Origin of the sequence: Streptomyces sp. NPDC085866, assembly GCF_044541035.1 — a bacterium.
GTDB lineage: Bacteria > Actinomycetota > Actinomycetes > Streptomycetales > Streptomycetaceae > Streptomyces.
Genome location: NZ_JBITSQ010000002.1, coordinates 204,111 through 221,769 on the forward strand (window position 1 = coordinate 204,111; position 17,659 = coordinate 221,769).

The 17,659-nt window shown below is 71.4% G+C and carries 21 protein-coding genes; 9 read left to right on the plus strand and 12 right to left on the minus strand.

Features of this window, described 5'->3' with window-relative positions:
* Positions 1-48 precede the first annotated feature (48 nt).
* The 3 genes from ACIF83_RS04345 to ACIF83_RS04355 form a co-directional block, all read right to left on the minus strand.
* The gene (locus ACIF83_RS04345; protein WP_399723350.1) at positions 49-576 is read right to left on the minus strand and encodes a hypothetical protein; all 528 of its coding nucleotides are present in this window, start codon (positions 574-576) and stop codon (positions 49-51) included.
* A gap of 168 nt (positions 577-744) precedes the next feature.
* Positions 745-987: a hypothetical protein gene (locus ACIF83_RS04350; protein ID WP_393478657.1), complete on the minus strand. Its 243-nt coding sequence runs from the start codon at positions 985-987 to the stop codon at positions 745-747.
* 150 nt (positions 988-1,137) lie between these two features.
* Positions 1,138-1,449, minus strand: coding sequence for a hypothetical protein (locus ACIF83_RS04355; RefSeq protein WP_399723352.1), 312 nt, complete (start codon positions 1,447-1,449; stop codon positions 1,138-1,140).
* 182 nt (positions 1,450-1,631) lie between these two features.
* Between ACIF83_RS04355 and ACIF83_RS04360 the strand changes: the two genes are divergently transcribed.
* Entirely contained in the window at positions 1,632-2,231 is a 600-nt protein-coding gene (locus tag ACIF83_RS04360) for a sigma factor-like helix-turn-helix DNA-binding protein (RefSeq protein ID WP_399723354.1), read from the plus strand.
* A gap of 27 nt (positions 2,232-2,258) precedes the next feature.
* On the opposite strand, the gene helR is transcribed toward ACIF83_RS04360, so the two are convergent.
* A complete protein-coding gene (gene helR, locus ACIF83_RS04365; protein WP_399723356.1) occupies positions 2,259-4,412 on the minus strand; it encodes an RNA polymerase recycling motor ATPase HelR in 2,154 nt (717 codons plus the stop codon).
* 330 nt (positions 4,413-4,742) lie between these two features.
* Here helR and ACIF83_RS04370 point away from each other — a divergent pair, with 330 nt between their 5' ends.
* Positions 4,743-5,459, plus strand: a complete 717-nt coding sequence (locus ACIF83_RS04370; RefSeq protein WP_393478666.1) for a DUF899 domain-containing protein — start codon at positions 4,743-4,745, stop codon at positions 5,457-5,459.
* A 255-nt stretch (positions 5,460-5,714) separates the two neighbouring features.
* Positions 5,715-6,110, plus strand: a complete 396-nt coding sequence (locus ACIF83_RS04375) for a luciferase family protein (protein ID WP_393478667.1) — start codon at positions 5,715-5,717, stop codon at positions 6,108-6,110.
* Between the two features lies 1 nt (position 6,111).
* On the opposite strand, the gene ACIF83_RS04380 is transcribed toward ACIF83_RS04375, so the two are convergent.
* Positions 6,112-6,891 carry a DeoR/GlpR family DNA-binding transcription regulator gene (locus ACIF83_RS04380; RefSeq protein ID WP_393478670.1) on the minus strand — a complete coding sequence of 260 codons (780 nt, stop codon included), beginning with the start codon at positions 6,889-6,891 and terminating at the stop codon, positions 6,112-6,114.
* 123 nt (positions 6,892-7,014) lie between these two features.
* On the opposite strand from ACIF83_RS04380, the gene ACIF83_RS04385 reads away from it, so the two are divergent.
* Both ACIF83_RS04385 and ACIF83_RS04390 read left to right on the plus strand, forming a co-directional pair.
* Positions 7,015-7,896: an SIS domain-containing protein gene (locus ACIF83_RS04385; protein WP_393478673.1), complete on the plus strand. Its 882-nt coding sequence runs from the start codon at positions 7,015-7,017 to the stop codon at positions 7,894-7,896.
* 26 nt (positions 7,897-7,922) lie between these two features.
* Positions 7,923-8,795 (plus strand): ketose-bisphosphate aldolase, encoded by an 873-nt coding sequence (locus ACIF83_RS04390; RefSeq protein ID WP_393478675.1) that lies wholly within the window; start codon positions 7,923-7,925, stop codon positions 8,793-8,795.
* Here the strand turns inward: ACIF83_RS04390 and ACIF83_RS04395 are convergent.
* Complete coding sequence (locus ACIF83_RS04395) at positions 8,782-9,918, minus strand: methyltransferase (protein ID WP_398140116.1); 1,137 nt, start codon at positions 9,916-9,918, stop codon at positions 8,782-8,784. The two genes, ACIF83_RS04390 and ACIF83_RS04395, sit on opposite strands and share 14 nt — an antisense overlap.
* 78 nt (positions 9,919-9,996) lie before the next feature.
* Here ACIF83_RS04395 and ACIF83_RS04400 point away from each other — a divergent pair, with 78 nt between their 5' ends.
* The 3 genes from ACIF83_RS04400 (at position 9,997) to ACIF83_RS04410 (ending at position 12,535) form a co-directional block, all read left to right on the plus strand.
* Positions 9,997-10,647 (plus strand): alpha-ketoglutarate-dependent dioxygenase AlkB family protein, encoded by a 651-nt coding sequence (locus ACIF83_RS04400; protein ID WP_393478677.1) that lies wholly within the window; start codon positions 9,997-9,999, stop codon positions 10,645-10,647.
* Between the two features lie 48 nt (positions 10,648-10,695).
* Entirely contained in the window at positions 10,696-11,943 is a 1,248-nt protein-coding gene (locus ACIF83_RS04405) for an ROK family protein (RefSeq protein ID WP_393478679.1), read from the plus strand.
* 88 nt (positions 11,944-12,031) lie between these two features.
* Positions 12,032-12,535 (plus strand): hypothetical protein, encoded by a 504-nt coding sequence (locus ACIF83_RS04410; protein WP_399723361.1) that lies wholly within the window; start codon positions 12,032-12,034, stop codon positions 12,533-12,535.
* A 122-nt stretch (positions 12,536-12,657) separates the two neighbouring features.
* On the opposite strand, the gene ACIF83_RS04415 is transcribed toward ACIF83_RS04410, so the two are convergent.
* Positions 12,658-13,323: a serine/arginine repetitive matrix protein 2 gene (locus ACIF83_RS04415; RefSeq protein ID WP_393478684.1), complete on the minus strand. Its 666-nt coding sequence runs from the start codon at positions 13,321-13,323 to the stop codon at positions 12,658-12,660.
* Between the two features lie 187 nt (positions 13,324-13,510).
* Between ACIF83_RS04415 and ACIF83_RS04420 the strand changes: the two genes are divergently transcribed.
* Positions 13,511-14,806: a phosphatase PAP2 family protein gene (locus ACIF83_RS04420; protein ID WP_399724043.1), complete on the plus strand. Its 1,296-nt coding sequence runs from the start codon at positions 13,511-13,513 to the stop codon at positions 14,804-14,806.
* Between the two features lie 10 nt (positions 14,807-14,816).
* On the opposite strand, the gene ACIF83_RS04425 is transcribed toward ACIF83_RS04420, so the two are convergent.
* The 5 genes from ACIF83_RS04425 to ACIF83_RS04445 form a co-directional block, all read right to left on the minus strand.
* Complete coding sequence (locus ACIF83_RS04425; RefSeq protein WP_393478687.1) at positions 14,817-15,011, minus strand: DUF1272 domain-containing protein; 195 nt, start codon at positions 15,009-15,011, stop codon at positions 14,817-14,819.
* Between the two features lie 118 nt (positions 15,012-15,129).
* On the minus strand, positions 15,130-16,038 hold the full coding sequence (locus tag ACIF83_RS04430; RefSeq protein WP_399723363.1) for a phosphotriesterase: 909 nt from the start codon (positions 16,036-16,038) through the stop codon (positions 15,130-15,132).
* Complete coding sequence (locus ACIF83_RS04435) at positions 16,035-16,619, minus strand: DUF4865 family protein (RefSeq protein WP_399723365.1); 585 nt, start codon at positions 16,617-16,619, stop codon at positions 16,035-16,037. The genes ACIF83_RS04430 and ACIF83_RS04435 overlap by 4 nt, the downstream gene beginning before the upstream one ends.
* A gap of 41 nt (positions 16,620-16,660) precedes the next feature.
* Complete coding sequence (locus ACIF83_RS04440; protein WP_393478694.1) at positions 16,661-17,050, minus strand: cupin domain-containing protein; 390 nt, start codon at positions 17,048-17,050, stop codon at positions 16,661-16,663.
* Between the two features lie 17 nt (positions 17,051-17,067).
* Complete coding sequence (locus tag ACIF83_RS04445; RefSeq protein WP_399723368.1) at positions 17,068-17,631, minus strand: TetR/AcrR family transcriptional regulator; 564 nt, start codon at positions 17,629-17,631, stop codon at positions 17,068-17,070.
* Between the last annotated feature and the right edge of the window lie 28 nt (positions 17,632-17,659).

The window sequence follows — 17,659 nt, forward strand, 5'->3', positions numbered from 1 at the left end:
CCGCCCGGTGAATGCTTTCCCGGCTGTGGTCATGGCGCTGCCGCGGTGCTAGCCGGTCGGCCGTGGAGCCCGGCACCGGCCGATGATCGCGTCGGCTATCAGCCGGGAGGTCTCCGGAGCGACCCCACAGTCGTGGAGGGTGCTTTCCACCACGTGCCTGAGCCGTTCGATGTCCTCCTGCCGCAATTCGACGGCCAAGGCGACGGCCCCGGCCCCGGCTTCGGCCCCGGCTTCGGACGGAGTGCCCTCGGCAGCATCATCCGGTGCAGGCTCGCCCCGGGAGCGCTGTCCGACACGGAAGATCCGCCGCAGGGCCGCGGTGGTGCCTTCCCCCGTGGTGTGCTTGAAGAAGATGTCGGCCAGGCACTCGACGGCCTTGGCCGTGGCGGCCAGGACGACGGGCGTCAAGATGAGTTCGACCGCGTCGGATCCGAACCCGAGCGGCGACTTCCGTGACCCCTTCCCGGACACCGCCCGTTGAGGATCGGCGAAGTACGCCTGGCTGAGCGCCGAGAACATCGGCACTTCTTCCCGGGCTATCTCCTCGATCACGTCCCTGGCGATTTCCGTGATCACTACTCGATGGGGAACGTCTGAGAGTGCCTTTTTGCGCGCCACAGTTCCTCCCCCGTCCGTGACCCACGCATGGCGTCACGTCATTATCGAGGCCGGCGCCGCTGACCGAAACAGATCGCTCTACCGCGCAGGGCGCGCACGGTGGTGTTCGGGGGCGCATGGCGCGCACTACTCGACAGCCGGGTCCTCCTGCGCATGCCGCACCGCGCACTTCACCGCCTGTTCCACGTCGTACCGGCTCTCCTCGGTCGCCTCGGCGTGCGCGGTGATCGCCGCCTGTACGGCCTCCGATGCCGTGCGCCAGCGGCGCCACTGCTCGTCGTACTCGTCGCCGGTCAGGCCGGCCAGTTTGGCCCGCTCCTCTTCGGCGGAACGTTCCAGCTTGATCAATTCATCCGGGATGTCTGCCATGACCGGATCCTAAGCGTGCTCTGCTGTGTGTTCTCGCTGGGCGTCCGGGTTTTGTTTGTTCGCGACATAAACGCAGGTTGGGTGGGGTGCCGGTCCGTGGTCGGGAGGAGAGTCCGGCACCCCCCTTCGCGGCACAGCGGTCAGCAGGGGTCAGATCGCCTCGAGTCCCTTGCCCGTCACGGCCGGCCGTGTCCTGTGGCGGAGTTCCTCGTCGGCCTCACCGATCGGGGCGCCGACCAGCACCTGGCGCGGGACCAGGGCGACGAACCGGATCCCGAGGTCGCGGGCGTCGGCGGCGTACTGAAGGTAGTCGGCGAGGAACATCTGCATCCGCTTGGCGCCCGCGCAGCCGCCCGACAGCGGTGAGCCGCCGAGCGCGGCGCCGCTGGACACGATCACCACGGTCGAGCGCGGACACAGCGGCCGGGCCAGGGCGGCGCGGCCGACCTCGCTGCGCGACACGGGCCGCCGACCGCAGCCGCGGGAGCCGGCCCGTCCCCCGCGCGACGTGCCCGAGCCCACGCGCCGCACCCGAGCCGGCCTGGTTCGAGCCCTACCCGGACGCCCTGCCGGAGGGCCTGCCGGACACCGCCCCGGGACCGGAGGCCCGCTACAAGACGAGGGAGGCGCTCGCGCTGTCTTTTGTGGCCGGGCTCCAGCGCCTCCCGCCGCGGCAGCGCGCGGTACTCGTGCTGCGCGACGTGCTCGGCTTCCGTACGGCCGAGGTGGCGGACCTGCTCGAGAGCAACGGAGTCTCGGCGAACAGCGCCCTGCAGCGAGCGCGTACGACCCTGGACGACCAGAGGTCTGTACGTGACCGCGACCGGGCGCCGCTGCCGCGCTCACCGCGGGAGCGACGGCTCGTGGGGCGGTTCGTGGACGCGCTGGAGAACTCCGACATCGACGGGCTCGTCGCACTGATGACCGAGGACGCCTGGCTGACGATGCCGCCCGAGCCCCTCGAGTACCAGGGACACGCGGCGATCGCCGGGTTCTACCCGACGCTCCCGTGGTGGGGCGGCCAGGCGCTCCGCCTCGTATCCCCGCGCGCGAACGGCCGGCCCGCGTTCGGCTCCTACCTCCGCGACCCCCACAGCCCGATCGCGCACGCCTACGGGCTGCTGGTGCCCACCCTGGAGGGCGACCGGATCTCCGCCATTACCGTTTCGGCGTCAACAGCCTCCTCCCGCTGTTCGGACTGCCCCGGACCCTCCACGACCAGGGCATGCCGTTCAGGTCGCTGAACCGCGTGTATGCCTCGGCGGCCGACGTCAGGAGCCGGTGAGGACGACGAGTCGCTGGGTCGCCCGGGTCATCGCCACGTAGCGGTCGACCACTCCTTCGATGCCCTCGCCGAACTTCTCCGGGTCGACGAGGACGACCAGGTCGAACTCGAGCCCCTTCGACAGCTCCGGGGTGAGCGACCGGACGCGGGACGTCTCCCGGAACGCGGGATCGCCAATGACGCAGGCGACCCCGTCGGCGTGCTCGGCGAGCCAGGTGTCGAGGACCGGGTCCAGGTCCGCGACGGATCCATGGAAGACGGGGACGCCGGTGCTGCGCACGGAGGTCGGCACGTTGGCGTCCGGGAGTGCGGCCCGGACGACCGGCTCGGCCTCCGTCATGACCTCCTCCGGCGTGCGGTAGTTGATGCTCAGGGAGGCCACGTCGATCCGGTCGAGCCCGATGCGTGCGAGCCGTTCCCGCCACGACTCCGTGAACCCGTGCCTGGCCTGCGCGCGGTCCCCGACGATGGTGAAGCTCCGGGACGGGCAGCGCAGCAGCAGCATCTGCCACTCGGCGTCGGTCAGTTCCTGGGCCTCGTCCACCACGATGTGCGCGAACGGTCCTGCGAGCAGGTCCGGGTCGAGGGTGGGCAGTTCGGACTCGTCGACCAGATTGCGCTGGAAGTCCTCTCCGCGCAGCTGGGTCATGAGGCCTTCGCCGTCGTCGTCGGCCGCGATCAGGTTGTCGACGACCTGAGCCATGCGCTCGCGCTGAGCGGCGAGAGCGGCCTCCTGCCGACGCTTGCGCCGCGCCGCCTCCGGATCCCCGAGCCGCTGCCGTGCGGCGTCCAGGAGCGGCAGGTCGGACACCGTCCAGGCCTGGGGGGTGTCCTTGCGCTGCAGCTTGCGTACGTCGTCGGGCCCGAGCCAGGGCGCGCACAGGCGCAGGTAGGCGGGGACCGACCACAGGTCGCCGACCAGGTCGGCCGCTTCGAGCAGCGGCCAGGCCCCGTGGAGGGCGGCGACCAGCTCCTTGTCGCGCCGCAGCACCGTGCGGAGCCGGTCGGGCGTGACGTCCTCGCGGTCGAGCTTGTCCAGCAGGATCGAGACGAGCTCGTCGAAGATCTGGTCACGCGCCTCGTTGTGCGCGGTACCCGCTCCACCTGCTTCGAACGCCTCGGCCCAGTCGTCCGCGCTCAGCCGGACGTCGGCCCAGTCGGTCGTGATCGTCATCCCCTCGCTGGGCGGTTCCTCGTAGAACCTGACGGCCGTCTCGACGGCCTTCACCATGTCCGCGGACGACTTCAGCCGCGCCACGTCCGGGTCGGTCTCGACCGCCGCTCCGGCTCCCTCGGTGACCAGGTCCCGCAGGGTGCAGGTCTGCACGCCCTCCTCTCCGAGGCTGGGGAGGACGTCGGCGACGTAGTTCAGGTACGGCTGGTGCGGACCGACGAACAGCACGCCGCCGCGACGGTGACCGAGGCGAGGGTCGGAGTAGAGGAGGTGTGCGGTGCGGTGCAGAGCGACCACGGTCTTCCCCGTACCCGGACCGCCGTCGACGACGAGAGCGCCACGGGAGCCCGCCCGGATGATCGCGTCCTGGTCGGCCTGGATGGTGGCGAGCACGTCCCGCATCCGGGCCGACCGGGTGCTGCCCAGGCTGGCGACGAAGGCGGACTGGTCGTCGAGTGCGGCGTGTCCTTCGAGCCCGTCGGCGGCGAACACCTCGTCCCAGTAGTCGCTGACCCGGCCGCCGGTCCAGCGGTACCTGCGGCGGCTCGCCAGACCCATCGGGTCGGCGTGGGTCGCCGCGAAGAACGGCTCGGCCGCGAGGGAGCGCCAGTCGAGCAGCAGCCGGCGGCCCGCGCTGTCGGTGAGTCCGAGTCGCCCGATGTACACGGGCTCGGGGTCGTCCGCGCTGACGATGTGTCCGAGGCACAGGTCCAGACCGAAGCGGCGCAGGGTGCGCAGGCGCGCGGTCAGCCGGTGGATCTCCAGGTCCCGGTCCAGCGCCTGCCGGCCGCTGCCGCCGGGCGCCTTGCGCAAGTCGGCGAGCTGGTCGGACAGTTCGGCGATCGCCTGCGCGAGACTCTCCGCGATGGCCGCGAAGTGCTGCTCGTCACCGGCGATCAGCTTCGGGTCGGCCTTGGCGGCGAGCCGGTCGGGAAGGGCGAAAGCACCGGTCGTCAAGGGGTTCATGGCACCAGCTCCGACTTCGGCACCAGCTCCGACCTCGGCAAAAGCTCGCATACTTGGTGAGTCTCCCGTTTCCGCAGGTTGTGGCCTCGGTCGGCGATTCTGCGCCACGACGGGGGCCTTGCCGCAAGCCCCCCAGTGCGCTATACGTTGAGAGTGGCAAGGAGTGGGTGTTCCTCCTTGCCTTCCTCGCCTGCTGTGGATGGACAGGCCCGGCCGCGAGACGAAAAGCCCTCACCTTGCCGAAGATGCGAACGCGTCGCCGGCGTTCGACTCTGGAGGGACGGGGCCTGCAGGGGCGCCCGGGTCACCCCCTGGGAGGTGAACGCCACCATGAAGACACCTCCGATCGTCTCGCCGGAAGAGTGGGAGGCTGCGCGACGGCAGCTGCTGGTGGAGGAGAAGCAGCTGACCCGTGCCCGTGACGCACTGGCCGCCAAGCGCCGGCGGATGCCGTGGGTGGCCGTGGAGAAGAAGTACGAGTTCGACGGACCCGACGGCACGGCGGGGCTGCTCGACCTGTTCGCCGGCCGTCGTCAGCTGATCGTCTACCGCGCCTTCTTCGAGCCCGGCGTGTTCGGCTGGCCGGACCATGCCTGCCGCGGCTGCTCCATGGTGGCCGACCACGTGGGCAACCTGGCGCATCTGAACGCCCGCGACACCACGCTCGTCTTCGCCTCGCGCGCGCCGCAGCCGGACATCGAGCGGGTGAAGGCGCGGATGGGCTGGACGATTCCCTGGTACTCGCTGACCGACGACTTCGACGCCGACTTCGGTGTGGACGAGTGGCACGGCACGAACGCGTTCATCCATGCCGGCGACAACGTGTTCCGCACCTATTTCATCAACTCCCGCGGTGACGAGGCGATGGGGAGCACCTGGAGCTATCTCGACATGACCGCGCTCGGACGGCAGGAGACCTGGGAGGACTCGCCCGAGGGCTATCCCCAGACCCCGCCGTACGAATGGTGGAACTGGCACGACAACTACAGCGCCCCCGAGCAGGCGCCCGAGTGGCTGGCCATCACCCGCCGGGGCTCCGAAGAATGAGAACAGGTGCACGGGTTTGTCACACGTGAGGCTGTTTGTCATACCGAATTCGATAGGCGGAGTGTGTCCCTGAAGCACCTCTGGCCAGGGATGATTTCCGGCTGCCGTTCGGTCCGGCGGCGTCAACCAGGCGTCGGGCAGGACCTGTTCGCGACGCGGGCACGTCCGTGGGTGTCCGAAACGGTCATGGAAACAGGTCGGTTAATGCTTGCTCACGAGCTGGTTGCGGGCGGGTGAGCGGGCCATGATGGGCCCATGACGTTGGCCTCGCGCGCGCTCGCGCAACTGGCGACCTGGCCGGACCTGAGACCGGCCGTCCCGAGCTGCGGCCTGGGACAGGCCGTGTGTTCGGCCCAGGGCGAGATCGCCCACTTCCACTCCGACCGTGATGTCGACCTACGGCTGACCGACCGGGCCATCCGGCGGTTCGCCCGGGACCTGAAACACACGGGCGCCATCCGGATCGTGCCGGGCTCGCAGTGGGTGACCCTCAGGCTCGACGCCGCGAGCGACGTCGACCTGCTGCTGACCCTCGTGAGCATGGCGCTCCAGGCTCAGCAGGCCTGGCCCGACCCGGTCGACCGGGCGGTGGTCGGCTGTAACGACCAGCGCGGCGCGGGGTTCGTGAGCGCCGACCGCAGCGGCTTCTGACTCACACCGCGAGGACGCGGATGCCCGCCTCCTCGAAGCGGCGCACCGTGTCCTGCCCCACCGCCGTGTCGGTGACGAGCGTGTCCACCAGCTCCGCCGCGCAGATACGGGCGAACGCCCGCTGGCCGAGCTTGCTGGAGTCCGCGGCCACGATCACCCGCTCGGCGCGCTCGCACAGCAGCCGGTTGATCGCCGCCTCCGCCTCGTCGTGTGCCGCCGCGCCGTGTGTGACGTCGAACGCGACCACGCCGAGGACGGCGACGTCGAGCGTGATCTGGCCGAGCACGCCGTCCGCGAGCGGACCGATGAGCTCGTACGACTGTGGGCGTGCGACCCCACCGGTCACGACGATCTTGAACTGCGGGCGTACCGCGAGCTCGTTGGCGATGTTGAGGGCGTTCGTGACGATGGTCAGCGCCGGTGAGCCGGTGCCGAGGTCGCCGCGCACGGCCAGCGCGCGAGCCACCTCCGTGGTGGTCGTGCCACCGGTCAGCCCGACCGCCTCGCCCGGTGACACGAGATCCGCCACCGCCTTGGCGATCCGCTGCTTCTCGGAGGCGCGACGGGCCGTCTTGTAGCGCAGGGGCAGTTCGTACGACACCCCGTGGACCACCGCCCCGCCCCGGGTGCGCACCAGCATCTGCTGCTCGGCGAGCTGGTCGAAGTCCCGGCGGATCGTCGCCGCCGACACCTCCAGTTCGGCAGCCGCCTCCTCGACCTCCAGCCGGCCGCGCTCGACGAGCAGTTCCAGCAGCGCCTTCCAGCGGGCGTCCCGGGACATCCGCAGCCTCCGTTCTCCGTCTCTCCGGCGACCCTAGCGCACCCCCGCGTGTGCTCGAATGCTTGATTGTGCTCGAAAGCTCGCTATATCTTGCAGGAACAATCAGCAAGGGGAGGGTGTGGCATGAGCCATGTCGAGGACGAGCTGAACAGCCAGCCCGAGTGCTGGATACGGGCGGCCGAGGAGGCGGGGCGGCACGCCGGAGCGCTGCCGGGTGCGGGGGAGCGGGTCGCGATCGTCGGGTGCGGGACGTCGTACTTCATGGCGCAGGCGGTGGCCGCCCTGCGTGAGGCCGCGGGGCAGGGGGAGACGGACGCGTTCGCCGCCTCCGAGTTCCCGCGCGGGCGGTCGTACGACCGGGTCGTCGCCCTGACCCGCTCCGGCACCACCACCGAAGTGCTGGACCTGCTCGGGCAGTTGAGGGGGCGCACGCGGACGACGGCCCTGACCGCCGACCCGGCCACCCCAGTGATGACAGCCGCCGACGACCTCGTCGTGCTGGACTTCGCCGACGAACGCTCTGTCGTCCAGACCCGGTTCGCCACCACCGCCCTCACCCTCCTGCGCGCCCACCTCGGCCTGCACACCGACGCCGTCGTCACCGACGCCCGCGCTGCCCTTGTCTCCCCCTTGCCCGAAAGGCTCGTGGACTGCACCCAGTTCACCTTCCTGGGCCGCGGCTGGACCGTCGGGCTCGCGAACGAGGCCGGCCTGAAGATGCGCGAGGCCTCGCTGTCCTGGACCGAGGCCTACCCGGCGATGGAGTACCGGCACGGCCCGATCAGCGTGACCACCGAGGGCACCGCGACCTGGATGCTCGACGAAGCGCCCGCCGGACTCGCCGAACAGGTGCGCGACACGGGAGCCCTCTGGGTCGAGGGGACGCTCGATCCGCTCGCCGAACTCGTCCGCGTCCAGCGCCTCGCGGTCGCCGTCGCCGCCCACCGTGGCCTCGACCCCGACCAGCCGCGCCACCTGACCCGCTCGGTGATCCTCGCCGACTGACCCGCACCCGGGAAGGGAGCCAAGCCGTGCCCCTCGCGACCACCGGCGAACTGATCAACCGTGCCGCCGAAGCCCGCTCCGCCGTCGCCGCCTTCAACATCATCACCCTGGAACACGTCGAGGCCGTCATCGCGGGCGCCGAGTCCGCCGGCGCACCCGTGGTCCTCCAAGTCAGCGAGAACGCCGTCAAGTTCCGCTACGGACGGCTCCTGCCGCTCGCCCGCGCCGCCGTCGCCGCCGCCGAACGCGCCGACATACCCGTCGCACTGCACCTCGACCATGTGCAGAGCCACGACCTGCTGCGCCAGGCGCCCGACGCCGGGTTCAGTTCGGTGATGTACGACGCCGCCCGCCTGTCCTACGCCGAGAACCTCGCCGCGACCCGGGCCGCCGCCGACTGGGCGCACACCCAAGGGCTGTGGATCGAGGCCGAGTTGGGGCAGATCGGCGGCAAGGACGGCCGGCCCCCGCTGGACGCCCACGCGCCCGGCGCCCGTACCGATCCCGACCAGGCGCGCGACTTCGTCGCCGGCACCGAGGTCGACGCCCTCGCCGTGGCCGTCGGCAGTGTGCACGCCATGACCACCCGCACCGCCGCCCTCGACCACGGTCTCCTCAAACGGCTGTCCGCCGCGCTGACCGTCCCGCTGGTCCTGCACGGGTCCTCCGGCGTGCCGGACGAGGGCCTGGTCGCCGCCGTCGCGGGCGGCATCGCCAAGGTCAACGTCGGCACCGCCCTCAACGCGGCCATGACCGGCGCCATCCGGGCCTTCCTCGCCGCCCACCCGGAAGCCGTCGACTCACGCAAGTACCTCAGCGTGGGCAGGGAGGCGATGGCCCGGGAGGTCGCCCGCATCATCGGCGTCCTCGGCCGAGAATCCGGCGCTAGCCCCGCTTGACGGCCTTCAGCACCACGAACTTCCGGTCGCTCGCCACCAGTTGGCTGTTCCCGAACAGCCGCTTCAGCTTGACGTGGTACCCCAGGTGCCGGTTGCCGATCACCCACAGCTCGCCGCCGGGGCGCAGCGCGCGCTTCGCCCCGGTGAACATCCGCCACGCCGTCGCGTCCGTCGTCGCCTGGTGGGAGTGGAACGGCGGGTTGTTCAGGACGAGGTCCACACTGCCGGGCGCCACTCCGGCCAGCCCGTCCCCGACCCGGAACTCGGCGTGGCCGGGCACCCCGTTGGCCTTGTACGTCGCCTCCGCCGAGGCCACGGCCTGGAACGACTCGTCCACGAACAGCACTTCGGCCTGCGGATCGGCCACCGCCACCGCCGTACCGACCACGCCGTTGCCGCAGCCGAGGTCCACCACGCGCGCGCCGCCCGTCCCGGCCGGCAGGTGCTCCAGGAAGAACCGGGTGCCGATGTCGAGCCGGTCGGCACAGAAGACGCCGGCATGGTTGACGACCGTCCGCCCGGAGACCGCGCCGACACCGTCCGGGAGCGCGTAGCTGTACGGCCACGGGTTCGCGGGCCGCTCCAGGGCCGGGTCCGGGGTGCAGAAGATCAGGCGGGCCTTCTGCTGCGCGAGAGAGGTCCGGGTCGGCCCGAGGATCCGCTCGAACAGCTGCAGCGTGGAGGTGTGGATCTCCTTCACCATCCCGGTGCCGACGACCACCGTCTGCGCGTGCACCGCGGGAGCGAGCCGCAGCAGCTGGTCCTCCAGCAGCGCCAGGCTCTTCGGCACACGCACCAGCAGCACGTCCACCCGCTCCGGCGGCGGGTCCTGGGTGGTGATCAGGCCCACGGCACCGGGCTCGACCCCGGCCCGGGCCAGGTTCGCCCGGGTCGCCTCCTGGCTCAGGAAGGAGTCGGTGATCTGCGTCGGCCGGTGCCGCGCGAGCGCCGTCGCGAGTGCGCCCCAGCGGTCGCCGACCACCACGACCGTGCCCGTGAGCGGCACCCCCTCCTCGGCCAGGTGCCGCAGCAGGTACGCGTCGGAGGCGTCCCAGGCACGCAGCCGGTCGCGGGGATCCTCGGGGAAGCGGGACAGCTCGAACTCGCCCCACGGAGTCGTCATACGGTCGTTCATCGCTCCCCAGGCTAGCCGAGCCGCAGCTCAGGGCTGGTCGGACGGGGCTCGGGCAGGATGGAGCGCATGGACGTGGAACTGTTTCCGCGGGAGCGGGCCGAGGTCGCACCGGGCGCCGTGCACGTCCCGCACTGGCTCGACGCCGAGCGGCAACGCGCGCTCCTGACCGCCTGCCGCGACTGGGCGCGCCCCCCTGCCGGGCTGCGCACGGTCCGTACGCCCGGCGGCGGCACGATGACCGCCCGGCAGGTCTGTCTGGGCTGGCACTGGTACCCGTACGCCTACGCCCGCACGGTCGTCGACGGCGACGGCGCCCCCGTGAAGCCCTTCCCGGCCTGGCTGGACGAGCTGGGCCGCGGCGCGGTGGCCGACGCGCTCGGCCCGCAGGCGGTCCCGGCCGAGCCGTACGACATCGCCCTGATCAACTTCTACGACGGCACCGCCCGCATGGGCATGCACCGCGACGCCGACGAGAGGTCGGACGCGCCGGTGGTGTCGCTGAGCCTCGGCGACACCTGTGTCTTCCGCTTCGGCAACACGCAGACCCGTACGAAGCCGTACACCGATGTGGACCTGCGCAGCGGCGACCTGTTCGTCTTCGGCGGGCCCTCCCGGCTCGCCCACCACGGCGTGCCCCGCGTGCACCCCGGTACTGCGCCGCCGGAACTGGGTCTCGCCGGGCGGCTGAACATCACCCTGCGGGTGAGCGGGCTGTAGATCACGGCGCAGGCCACGACAGCTGCGGATCATGGGAGACTCACCCTCATGAGCGGCAAGGCGGACCCCCGGAAAGCGGGGGAAGGGACCACCTCGAGGGTGCGGCTGGACCGGGGGCGCGGAGCGCTCGGACCCGCGCTGGAGCTCGTGCACACCGGGCGGGCGCCGACCCGGGCCGTGCTCACCGCCGAACTCGGGGTCACCCGGGCGACGGCCGGAGCGGTGGCCGCGGAGCTGGAGGCGCTCGGGCTGATCCGGGTCGACGCCCGGCCGGGCGCGGCAGCCGGTGGCCAGGGGCGTCCCTCGCACCGGCTGGAGGTCGCCGAGGACGGCCCGGTCGCGCTGGCCGCGCAGGTCCACGCCGACGGGTTCCGGGCCGCGCTGGTCGGCATCGGCGGACGGATCGTGGCGACCGCGCCCGGCTGCGAGACCGTCGACGCCGACCCGGCGAAGGTACTGGGCTCCGTGGTGGAGGCCGGTGCGGAACTCCTCCGTACGACGGGCCGCCGCTGCGTCGGCGCCGGACTCGCCGTCCCCTCCGCCGTCGCCGATCCCGACGGCCTGGCCCTCAACCCCCTCCACCTGGCCTGGCCGGTGGGCGCTCCGGTACGCCGGATCTTCGCCGAGTGCGTGCGCGCCGCGGGCATCACCGGCCCCGCCTTCGCGGGCAACGACGTCAACCTCGCCGCGCTCGCCGAACACCGGCACGGCGCGGGCCGGGGCGCGCGGGACCTGCTGTGCGTGGCCACCGGGCACCGGGGCGTCGGCGGGGCCCTGGTCCTCGACGGCCGCCTCCACACGGGCAGTTCGGGCCTGGCCCTGGAGGTCGGTCACCTCACCGTCAACCCGGAGGGCCGCCCCTGCCACTGCGGCGGCCGGGGCTGCCTGGACGTCGAGGCGGATCCGCTGGCCCTCCTCCTCGAGGCGGGCCGCGAGCCGGGCCCCGAGGTCTCGCTGCTCAAGCAGGCCAACGACCTGCTCCGCACCCAGTACGCCGACCCGACCGTCCGCACCGCGGCCGAGGCCCTGATCGACCGCCTCGGCCTGGGCCTCGCCGGTCTGGTCAACATCCTCAACCCCGACCGCATCATCCTCGGCGGCCTGCACCGCACCCTCCTCGACGCCGACCCCGAACGCCTGCGCGCGGTCGTCGCCGACCGCAGCCTGTGGGGCCAGAGCGGCGGCGTCCCCATCCTGCCCTGCACCCTGGACCACAACAGCCTGGTCGGCGCCGCGGAGTTGGCCTGGCAGCCGGTACTGGACGATCCGCTGGGGGCGCTGGTCGGCGGCGGCTAAAGTCTGCCCCCCTTTTGACACCCCTTACCGTCGGAGAGACGCTGGAGGGCGGGGGCTGAAGGGGGACGAGCCACGTAGGAGCCTTCCCATGAACGGTCGACGCGTACGCCTGGCGGTGCTGGTCCCCCTGGTGGTGTCGTCGTTGACAGCGGGGGTGGTGGAGCTTGCCGCCTCGCCGGCCGTGGCGGTGTCGCCCACCTGTGGTGTCTCGCGGGCCGACGGTCGGGCGAACCTGAAGGTCATCGGCGAGGACTTCGAGCCGAACAAGGCCGTCTTCATCGAGTCCGCGCACGGGGCCCAGGGCACCGTGCGGACGGACGCCGGCGGGAACTTCTCCGCGACGGTCACTCATGCCCGTGGCACCATCACTGCCCGGCAGGTCGGCGGCCCCGAGGTCAGGTGCGGCACGGCCGAGCAAGGGGGACGCCAGAGCGCCCAGGAGCAGTACGCGGCCGGCTACAAGGCGGGTTACGCGGCCATGAAGAGCGACTGCGACGTGCAGCAGCTGCAGGGCGTCACGGTCAACGAGAACTTCCGGGCAGGGTTCAGGGACGGCGCGGCCGCGGCGGAGAAGAAGTTCTGCGGGGACTAGGGCCCCTCTCCTCGACCATCGGCCGACCATCCGAGCGGCCCGGCTCCAGGCGAGCGCCGGCCCCTGGCTTCAACCGCGACACTCACAAGCAGCGCAACACGTCGAGCGCTGCCTCGACCGACTCAAACGGTGGGCGGTGGACCCGGGTTGGGGCCGTAGGGCGGTGCGCCCCACTGCGGCGGAGGTGCCCACATGGTGGTGAGTCGTCGACGGTGGCGACTGCGGCGGACGGCGGTGACGATGACGATGGTCACGGATGTGGCGAACGCGGCGAGGAAGCAGACGACTCCCGCGGCGATGCCGCCGATCGTCGAGCCCACCCGGGGCTTGTCTCCCAGCGCGAACTCGGCCGGCAGTTCCGAGGTGCACGTGACCTCGTACTTGCCGCTGCTCGCGGGATTCACCTCGAAGACGCGCTCCCAGGTGCGGGACCCGATGGTGATGTGGAAGGTGCTGTCCGGCTGGGTCATCGACCCGGACTCCATGCCCGGGATCCGGCAGTCGACCTGACCCTTCCCGGACTGGGAGACGTAGATCGCCTCGGTCTTCCCCTGGACGAAGTCGAAGGTCTGGGAGTCGCCGCTGGAGAAGCTCCGGGCGGTGTTGATCGAGTCCACCGTGTTCTTCACCGTCACCACGATGAAGGCGATGCCGACGCCGGCCAGTACCAGCCCGAGCAGTGCAGCCACCAGGTACCAGATGCGCCGCGGGCGCAAGTCCTTTGCCGGGATGTTCGGCGGCGGCTGCGGGCTGCCGTACGGTGCTCCCCAGGGATTCTGTATTGCCACGACAGCGCATCGTACGGGATCTGCTGTGACCCGGGACCGGCGAAACTCACCCGCGCCGATAACATGTTCGAACTTACGGTGATCACCCTTGTCGCCTGCTTAATCAAAACCTAACAAATCGGCCAAGTAAGTGATATCTAGACAAAATTGCGGAATTGAGTCCGCCGCGTGGCGTCGACCACGGGCGCTGCTGTGGGCCGCGGCGGGTGTGGCAGTCCTCGGATTCCTCATCACGCTGGAGATCGCCGCACGTCACTACGGCCTGCCGGGGCCGATCACCAGCCAGGTGCAAGAGGTGGTGTTCCGCCCCAAGTCGGGGCCGCTGTTGTACGCCAGCATGGCGTTGATGATGGTGGTGCTCACCCGGCGGGAGAGGTTCATCGCGGCTGGTGCCGCGATCGGCATCGACGTCGGCTTCTTTCTGGTGCGATGGGCGGTCGGCGACAAGGCGGCCGAAGGCCACCCCTTCGGCAACGGCGCGTTGTGGGTGATTCTGGGCTGCGCGGTCATCGCCGTCACACGCCGCACCGGACGGGAACGTGTCCTGCTGCTGAAGGGCGTCGGGCTGGCCCTGCTGCTGGTGTCCGGCCGCAAGACCGGCGACACCTGGCTGCTCATCACGTCGAAGACCCGTCCGACGGTGCTCGACCAGTACGTGGCAACGGCCGACCACGCGCTGGGCGACCCGTCGTGGCTGGCGGGCCGGATCGTCAGGGCCATCGGCCCGATCGGCGCCCATGTTCTCGACTTCGTCTACATTCAGCTCGCGGTGGCAGCGGTCGTCGTCACGCTGTACCAGCTGCGTCATGTGGCGGTCGAGCGACGCTTCCCGCGCCACCATCTGGTGCGCACCTTTCTGGCGATCGGCCTGGTCGGACCGGCCATCTACATGATCTTCCCGGTGGTCGGACCGGTCTTCGCCTACGGCCCCGGCGCCTTCGGCACGGGCGGCGGGCACTGGGCGGTGGCCGACCTGTGGCCGGACACGCCACCGGTCAACGTGCCGCACCCGATGCCGTACGACCAGCTCACCCCCCGCAACTGCATGCCCAGCCTGCATACGGCGTGGGCCACCGCGATCTTCGTTCATTCCCGCAGGGGCCCGCGCATTCTGCGATTCGCGGGCGCGTTCTGGCTGGTTGCCACGCTCGGCGCGACGCTGGGCTTCGGCTACCACTACGGCGCGGACCTCATCGCAGGGGTGGTGTTCACGCTGACGATCGAGGCAGCTCTGCGCGCGCACGACCGTGGCTGGGACCGGTCGGGAATCCAGCTGGTCGCTCACGGCGCGACCGTCTTCGTCGCGCTCCTGGTGTCCTATCGCTGTCTGCCGATGGAGATGGCCGACCACCCGTGGGTGTTCGGACCGCTTCTCGTTCTGGCGATGATCTCAGTGATCTACGGCTATGTGCGAACCACCAGAGTGTGGGAGCCGAAGGCCGCACCGGCGTCGCGACCGGAACCGCAACCCGAACTGGTCTGAGCCGCACGGCTCAGCGCCGCCGGGCGACGGCCACCCGCCGGGGCCTCGCCACCAGTTCCCCGCCGCAGTTGGGACAGACGTGCCCCATCGCCTCGCCGCACGTCACGCAGAACGTGCACTCGTAGGAGCAGATGCGGGCAGGGCCGTCCGCGGGCAGCTCGGTGGTCTCGCAGCGCTCGCAGCGCTCGCGCATCTCCAGGGTCATGGCGGTCTCATCTCTTCGGGCAGAGGTGGGGCGGTGTGCCGACTCCCATCCTCCGGACTGCCACCGGCACCGGAACCGCCCCGAGGGACAGGGATCGACATGATCGGGCCACGCCCGGTCACTTCCAGTCGACCGCGAACGCCCGCCCCGGGTGCTCCCTGAGGATGCGGTCCACCAGCTCCGCACCCACCGCCGCCGCCAACCGCGGCCGCACCCGGCGCAGCAGGTACGGCATCCCGGGTCCGCCGTCCACCGATCGTGCCCCGGCGACCACCGTGTCACCGCCGAGCAGCAGCCGGTCCCCGTACCCGGCCTCCGCCAGGGCACGGACCGCCTCGGGTGTCCGCCAGTCGGTGGCGTGGTGGGCGCGGGAGGGCCCGTCGAAGGCCAGCCAGCAGCCCGACTCGGCGGCCTGCAGCTGCACCACCGGGTCGGGGAAGCGGTTGAGGTGTCCGAGGATCACCCGGTGACCTGGCACGCCCGACTCGCCGCACAGCAGGTCGAGCACGTCCAGCGCGCCGGTGCCCAGCTCCAGGTGGACGGCTATCGGCGCACCGGTGGCGTGATGGGCCTCGGCCGCCGCGGTCATCGTCCGGCGGGCGTGCGCGTCGAGGCCGTGGAAGCCGCCCGCCACCTTGATGAGCCCGGCCCGGACCCCCGAGCTGCCGATGCCCTCCGTCAGCTCGGCGACGAACAGCCCGGCCAGTCCGTCACGCAGCCCGTCGAGCGACTGCGGGGCGTAGTGCGCCGCCTGGTGCAGTCCCGTCGCGCAGACCAGGTGCACACCCGTGGCCCGGGACAGCCCCGGCAGGTCCGCCGTCCGTCGGCCCATGCCGTACGGCGTCCACTGCACGACCGCGTCTCCGCCCGCCGCGCGGAACGCCGTCAGCTCGGCCCGCGCGGCGGAGCGGTCGTCCAGCTCCTGACCCGGCAACTGCGGGCTGCGCAGGAAGAGATGGTCGTGCGCGTCGCACACGCCCAGTTCCTCGGGGCGGATGTCACCGAGGACCGTACGGACCGCGCTCACCACTGCCGCCCGCGCGGCAGGTCGCCCCGCCCGGGCGCCGACAGGTGCAGCACCTCGAACACGTCGCCCTCGGCCTTGGGCGCCCCATGTTCCCAGAGCGAGAAGTGGACCACCTCCCACGCGCGCGTGTCCACGGCGGCCGCCACCAGCACCGCCCCGTCCGCCGCGGCCAGCCGCCCGGTCTCGCTCGCCGCATCCGCCATGAACGCGGCCAACTCCACACCGTCCGGCACCGGCTGGCGCCGCCGCACGGCGAACCCGGCGGGAGAGCCGGCGGCCGATCCCTCCTCGAAGGCCAGGCCTGTCCACTGCCGTACGTCCGGCCGTCCGAAGTCGTCGACCGGTCCCTGGAACGCGCCGCCCCAGAGGAAGCGGTTCATGCCCTCCATCGTGTTCCAGAGGTAGAACGGCCCGTACTGGTTCACCGGCGAGCCGTGCACTCCGCGCTCGCGCAGCACGTACGTCTTGATGCCGAGGCCGTCCCAGTCGTCCAGACGATGCGCGACACGGGCGACGCGGGAGCGGATGATGCCCATGTCGTAGTCCGCGGGCAGGGTGAACTCGTACTGCATGGCGTGCATGTCGCGGTTCCCTTCTCGGGCGGCGGAGTCGGTCGCCCGTCTCAGGCGGGGTAGTCGTTCACGTGCTCGTGCCACTCGGTCGTCGTGCCGTCCACCGCGGCCTCCACGACCGCGAGGTGGCTCATGAAGGTGCGCGGCGCGGCACCGTGCCAGTGCCACTCGCCCGGCTCGATCCACACCGTGTCGCCCGCCCGGATCGCCTCCACCGCACCGCCCCTGCGCTGCACCAGCCCCTCGCCCTCCAGGACGTGCAGCACCTGGCCGTGGGGATGCCGGTGCCAGGCGGTGTGCGCGCCCGGCGCGAAGTGGACGTTGAACATGCGCAGCCGGGACGGGGCGGCGGGGGCGGCTATCTCGTCCAGCCAGACCGAGCCGGTGAAGTTCTCCGCCGGGCCCTGCAGGCTCTCGGGACGCCGTCTGGTGATGTGCACGGAAATCGGTTCTCCAGTCAGGGAGTTCGGGGTGCGAGCAGGGAGAGCAGGCCACGGACGCCGGCGTCGAACGCGGCGGGGGAGCCGGAGGCACGGGCGAGTACGTAGCCGCCCTGCACGGTCGCGAGGACGGCAGCGCCGATCTCCTCACCGTCCAGGCCGGGCGCGAACTGCCCCTGCCGCTTGCCCTCTTCGACGATCCCGGCGATCCGCCCGCGGATCCACGCGATCGTCTCGTCCACGGGCGCACGCAGCTCGTCGCTCGCGATCACGTCCGGATCCATGGTCAGCCGGCCGATCGGACAGCCGCGCAGCACGTCACGCTCGCGCAGCAGATACGCCTCGATGCGCTCGTACGGTGTACCCGGCCCGTCGAGCACGCCCTCGGCGGTCGCCCGCAGCTCCTCGGCGGTGCGTCGGATCGCCGTCAGCGCCAGGTCCGGCTTGCCCTTGAAGTGGTGGTACATGCTGCCCTGGCCGGCTCCGGCGCGCTCAAGGATCGCCTTGGGGCTCGTGCCCACGTAGCCGCGCTCCCACAGCAGCTCGCGGGTGGACTCGATCAGTCGTTCCGAGGTGCTCATGAGAGCACTGTACATACTAGTAGTTACA

Bases quoted from the DNA above. Each gene is read 5' to 3' on its own strand.
- ACIF83_RS04435 (WP_399723365.1), bottom strand. From the start codon at position 16,619: ATGCACGCCATGCAGTACGAGTTCACCCTGCCCGCGGACTACGACATG.
- ACIF83_RS04385 (WP_393478673.1), top strand. From the start codon at position 7,015: ATGAGCCATGTCGAGGACGAGCTGAACAGCCAGCCCGAGTGCTGGATA.
- ACIF83_RS04405 (WP_393478679.1), top strand. From the start codon at position 10,696: ATGAGCGGCAAGGCGGACCCCCGGAAAGCGGGGGAAGGGACCACCTCG.
- ACIF83_RS04400 (WP_393478677.1), top strand. From the start codon at position 9,997: ATGGACGTGGAACTGTTTCCGCGGGAGCGGGCCGAGGTCGCACCGGGC.
- ACIF83_RS04410 (WP_399723361.1), top strand. From the start codon at position 12,032: ATGAACGGTCGACGCGTACGCCTGGCGGTGCTGGTCCCCCTGGTGGTG.
- helR (WP_399723356.1), bottom strand. From the start codon at position 4,412: ATGAACCCCTTGACGACCGGTGCTTTCGCCCTTCCCGACCGGCTCGCC.
- ACIF83_RS04375 (WP_393478667.1), top strand. From the start codon at position 5,715: ATGACGTTGGCCTCGCGCGCGCTCGCGCAACTGGCGACCTGGCCGGAC.
- ACIF83_RS04425 (WP_393478687.1), bottom strand. From the start codon at position 15,011: ATGACCCTGGAGATGCGCGAGCGCTGCGAGCGCTGCGAGACCACCGAG.
- ACIF83_RS04445 (WP_399723368.1), bottom strand. From the start codon at position 17,631: ATGAGCACCTCGGAACGACTGATCGAGTCCACCCGCGAGCTGCTGTGG.
- ACIF83_RS04380 (WP_393478670.1), bottom strand. From the start codon at position 6,891: ATGTCCCGGGACGCCCGCTGGAAGGCGCTGCTGGAACTGCTCGTCGAG.
- ACIF83_RS04370 (WP_393478666.1), top strand. From the start codon at position 4,743: ATGAAGACACCTCCGATCGTCTCGCCGGAAGAGTGGGAGGCTGCGCGA.
- ACIF83_RS04395 (WP_398140116.1), bottom strand. From the start codon at position 9,918: ATGACGACTCCGTGGGGCGAGTTCGAGCTGTCCCGCTTCCCCGAGGAT.
- ACIF83_RS04350 (WP_393478657.1), bottom strand. From the start codon at position 987: ATGGCAGACATCCCGGATGAATTGATCAAGCTGGAACGTTCCGCCGAA.